Genomic DNA, 3,896 nt, shown 5'->3' with positions numbered 1-3,896 from the left:
GGCGAGCCCCACCCGGTCGAGCGCCTCGCCGACGCGCCACCTGGCGGTGGCCGCCGGGGCGGTCGGGTCCGCCGCGTCGAAGCGGCGCAGGTTGGCCTCGCCCGACAGGTACGGGTAGAAGGCGGGCCCCTCTACCAGCGCCCCGACCCGGGGCAGCGCCTCGGCGAGAGGCAGGCCGAGCACCGAGTGCTGACCGGAAGTGGGCGCGACCAGGCCGAGCAGCATGCGGATGGTGGTGGTCTTGCCCGAGCCGTTGGGCCCGAGGAAGCCGAAGACCGATCCGCGGGGCACGGCCAGGTCGAGCGAGTCGACGGCTACCTGGCCGCCGCGGAAGCGCTTGGTCAGGCCGCGCGTGACGATCGCGGGCGCGTCCGGGGGCGTGGCGGAGGGCGGGGCCGCCCCGTAGGGCGCCCCCGTTTCGCTCGTGACGGCGGTCACTTGACGCCCGCCGCCTTGGTGATCTCCTCTGGGGTGACCGCGCCGACCAGCAGGCGGCCATCGTCGGTCAGCAGGGCGGTGACCAGCTTGGTGCTGATCAGTCTGCCCGAGCCCCACGGGCCGCTCACCGGGGTCGCGTTCTTGAGCACGTTGTCAAGGATCCCCTTGACGTCGGCGTCGCCCCCGAGCCCCTCGGGCCCGCCGTCCGAGGTGCGGCCGTCGGAGGTGCGGCCGTCCGAGGTGCGGCCGTCCGGGGTCCGGCTGTCCGGGGTCCGGCTGTCCGGGGTCCGGCTGTCCGAGGGCTCGCCGTCCGACGGCTTGCCCGCCAGGTCGGCCGCCGACACCTTGAGCACGGCCACGCCGGTCCACCCGGCGCCGACGACCTTCGCGTCGCGGGCGGTCCGCTCAGCGTGTTCGGCCTGCTTCTCGCCCTCGCGGGCCTCCTCCGGCCCGCCGAACTCGCGCTCCTCCACCTTGGCGCCTTGGGGCGGCGTGAAGGTGAAGTTCTCCTCGGCGGGAGGGGTGAACGTCACCTGGGTGAAGCCCACCTGGAACGCCGGCTCGGCCGAGCCCTTGGCGAACACCTGCACCTGGAGCGGGACGAACGTCTCGCCGTCGAGGGCCAGGCGCACCTCCTGCACCAGCGAGCCCGCCGCCTTGGGCGCGAGCACCAGCTGGTAGACCGGGCGGCCCGCCACCTCGGCGGTGTTGGTGACCCTGATCGCCGTGTGCTCGCCCGCCTTGGCCAGGATCTGCTCCGCCACTCCCTTGGGCGTCAGGTCGCCCGGCGCGGGCGTGGCCAGGTCGCGCGGCGGCTCCTTCGACCAGCCCTTCCAGATGAGCTTGGTGGCGGTGTTGCTCGCGCTGTCCCAGTACCAGCTCTGGCCGCCGTTGATGATCAGGTTGGTCTCGTTCATCTGGGTCGGCATGGCCACGCGGAGCTTGTCGTGCCCGCCGTACCAGACCTTGACCTCGTGCGAGCCCGACAGCAGCGCCAGCGGCGACGCCGCGCCGATCTGCGGCAGCGCGGGCAGACCGAGCGACGCGGTCTGCTGCACGGTGCCCGACATGGGCGGCGTCTCCTTCTTCCCGGCGGCCGCGGCGTCGGCGAGCAGCTGCTGCGCCGAACGCTCCGGGAGCACGGGATCGCCGCTGACAGCGGCGATGACGGGGCCGGCGCCGACCGCGGCGCCGATCACGGCCGCTGCCGCGATCGGGACCCCCCATCTCACGAACGTGCCTCTGCGCATCTCACTCCTTAACGGTATGTCGATGACCAGAGCCTGCGTGATGCATCCTTAGGCGATCCTGAGACTGTCTGAGATCGCTCTCAGCCTTCTCAGCGTCGTCTCAGGGCGGGCACGGGAGAATTGCCGTATGAGAGTACTTGTCGTCGAGGACGAGCGGCGCATGGCGGCGGCGCTGCAGCGGGGGCTGCAGGCCGAGGGTTTCGCCGTCGATCTCGCCCACGACGGCGAGGAGGGCCTGCATCAGGCCAGGCACGGCGACTACGACGTCGTGGTGCTCGACATCATGCTGCCCAGGCTCTCGGGCTACAACGTGTGCAAGCAGCTGCGCGCGGAGGACAACTGGGTGCCGATCCTCATGCTGTCGGCCAAGGACGGCGAGTACGACATGGCCGACGGGCTCGACCTGGGCGCCGACGACTACCTGACCAAGCCGTTCTCGTACGTGGTGCTGGTGGCCAGGCTGCGCGCGCTGCTGCGGCGCGACGCCGGGCGGCGGCCCGCCGTGCTGACGGCCGGGGACCTGTCGCTCGACCCGGCGCGGCGCAAGGTGCACCGCGGCGAGAGTCCGGTCGAGCTGACACCGCGGGAGTTCGCGCTGCTGGAGTACCTGCTGCGCAGGCGTGACGAGGTGGTGTCGAAGGCGGAGATCCTGGAGCACGTCTGGGACACCTTCGACACCGATCCGAACGTGGTCGAGGTGTACGTGGGCTACCTGCGGCGCAAGATCGACGGCCCGTTCGGCAGGAACGCGCTGCAGACCGTGCGCGGCGCGGGCTACCGGCTGGCCGGCGACGGTGGCTGACTCCCCCCACGCCTGGTGGCGGCGGCAGAGCCTGCGGTTCCGGCTGACCGTGGTGGCCGTGGCGGTGCTCGCCTCGGCACTGGCGCTGTCGGCGTCGGTGCTGCTGAGCGTGCTCGACCGGGCGCTGATCGGCACGGTCGACGACTCGCTCCGGCAGCAGGCTCAGACCATCCGGGTGCACGCCGACGCGGGCACGCTGACCATCCCGATCACCACCCACGACGGCACGATCGTGCAGGTGCTCGACGCCTCGGGCCGCATCACGCACGTCACCTACGGCGCCGACCGGATGGTGCCGCTGCTGGACGCGCGGGCCAGGGCACGGACGCTGCGGCAGGGCCGGGCGACGTTCCTCGACGGCAGGCCGTACGCGATCCCGGGGCCACTGCGGGTCGTCGTACTCCGCGCGGACCGCGGGCAGACCGTCGTCGCGGCCAGGCCCGTCGGCGAGATCAGCACCAGCCTGCGCACGGCCGGCAGGGTCCTGCTCGTCGGCACGCCGCTGCTGATCGTGCTGCTGGCCGCGGCCAGCTGGCTGATCATCGGCCGGACCCTGCGCCCGATCACCGCGCTGCGCAGGGGCGCGTCCGAGATCACGCACACGGCCCGCTCCCGCAGGCTGCCCGTGCCCGAGTCCCGCGACGAGGTGCACCAGCTCGCCGTCACGCTCAACGGCATGCTGGCCAGGCTGGAGGAGGCCGAGCAGCGCCAGCGCGCGCTCGTCTCCGACGCCGCGCACGAGCTGCGCAGCCCCCTCGCCAGCATCCGGCTGCAGCTGGAGGTGGCGCTCGGCCACCCCGAGGGGCAGGAGTGGCCCGAGACCGCCGAGGGCGTGCTGGAGGACGCCATGCGGCTGTCCCGGCTGGCCGAGGACCTGCTCGCGCTCGCCCGCCTGGACGAGCGCGGCGGCGTGCCGGCCCGGCGCGAGCCCGTCCACCTCGACGAGGTGGTGCGGCAGACCGCCGACCGGTACGGCGAGGCGAGGCTGACGGTCTGCGAGCCGGTGGTGGTGCGGGGTGACGCCCTCGACCTGAGCCGGGTGCTGACCAACCTGGTGGACAACGCCGTCCGGCACACCACCTCCAAGGTCGAGGTGGCGCTGACCGCCGACGGGGTGCTGACGGTGGCCGACGACGGGCCGGGCATCCCGGCGCAGGACCGGGAACGGGTGTTCAACAGGTTCACCCGGCTCGACTCGGGCCGCAGCCGTGACGAGGGCGGTGCGGGGCTCGGCCTCGCGATCGTGCGGGAGACGGTCCGCGCCCACGGCGGCGGCGTGCGTCTGGAGGACGCCTCGCCGGGCTTGCGTGTGGTGGTGCGGCTGCCGGTGGCCGAGTAGATCGCGGCCGGGGTGGGGCGGCCGGGGCGCTCGCGGCGGCTGCCGGGTGGCTTCACGGCGGCCGGGG

Annotated in this window: 4 protein-coding genes; 2 read left to right on the top strand and 2 right to left on the bottom strand. The window is 73.5% G+C overall.

Annotated features, from left to right (window positions below):
- Both DQW85_RS26310 and DQW85_RS26305 read right to left on the bottom strand, forming a co-directional pair.
- A partial coding sequence (locus DQW85_RS26310; protein ID WP_113702626.1) for an ATP-binding cassette domain-containing protein occupies window positions 1–438 on the bottom strand: 438 nt, incomplete at its 3' end.
- Window positions 435–1,688 carry a LolA family protein gene (locus tag DQW85_RS26305; protein WP_113702625.1) on the bottom strand — a complete coding sequence of 418 codons (1,254 nt, stop codon included), beginning with the start codon at window positions 1,686–1,688 and terminating at the stop codon, window positions 435–437. The genes DQW85_RS26305 and DQW85_RS26310, both read right to left, overlap by 4 nt.
- Before the next feature lie 127 nt (window positions 1,689–1,815).
- Between DQW85_RS26305 and DQW85_RS26300 the strand changes: the two genes are divergently transcribed.
- Both DQW85_RS26300 and DQW85_RS26295 read left to right on the top strand, forming a co-directional pair.
- Window positions 1,816–2,490: a response regulator transcription factor gene (locus DQW85_RS26300; protein ID WP_113702624.1), complete on the top strand. Its 675-nt coding sequence runs from the start codon at window positions 1,816–1,818 to the stop codon at window positions 2,488–2,490.
- Entirely contained in the window at window positions 2,483–3,829 is a 1,347-nt protein-coding gene (locus tag DQW85_RS26295) for a sensor histidine kinase (protein WP_113702623.1), read from the top strand. The genes DQW85_RS26300 and DQW85_RS26295 overlap by 8 nt, the downstream gene beginning before the upstream one ends.
- The last annotated feature ends 67 nt before the right edge of the window (window positions 3,830–3,896 follow it).

The sequence above is a fragment of the Nonomuraea lactucae genome (genome assembly GCF_003313395.1).
Taxonomy (GTDB): Bacteria; Actinomycetota; Actinomycetes; order Streptosporangiales; family Streptosporangiaceae; genus Nonomuraea; species Nonomuraea lactucae.
This window is presented reverse-complemented; position numbering and strand designations above follow the sequence as displayed.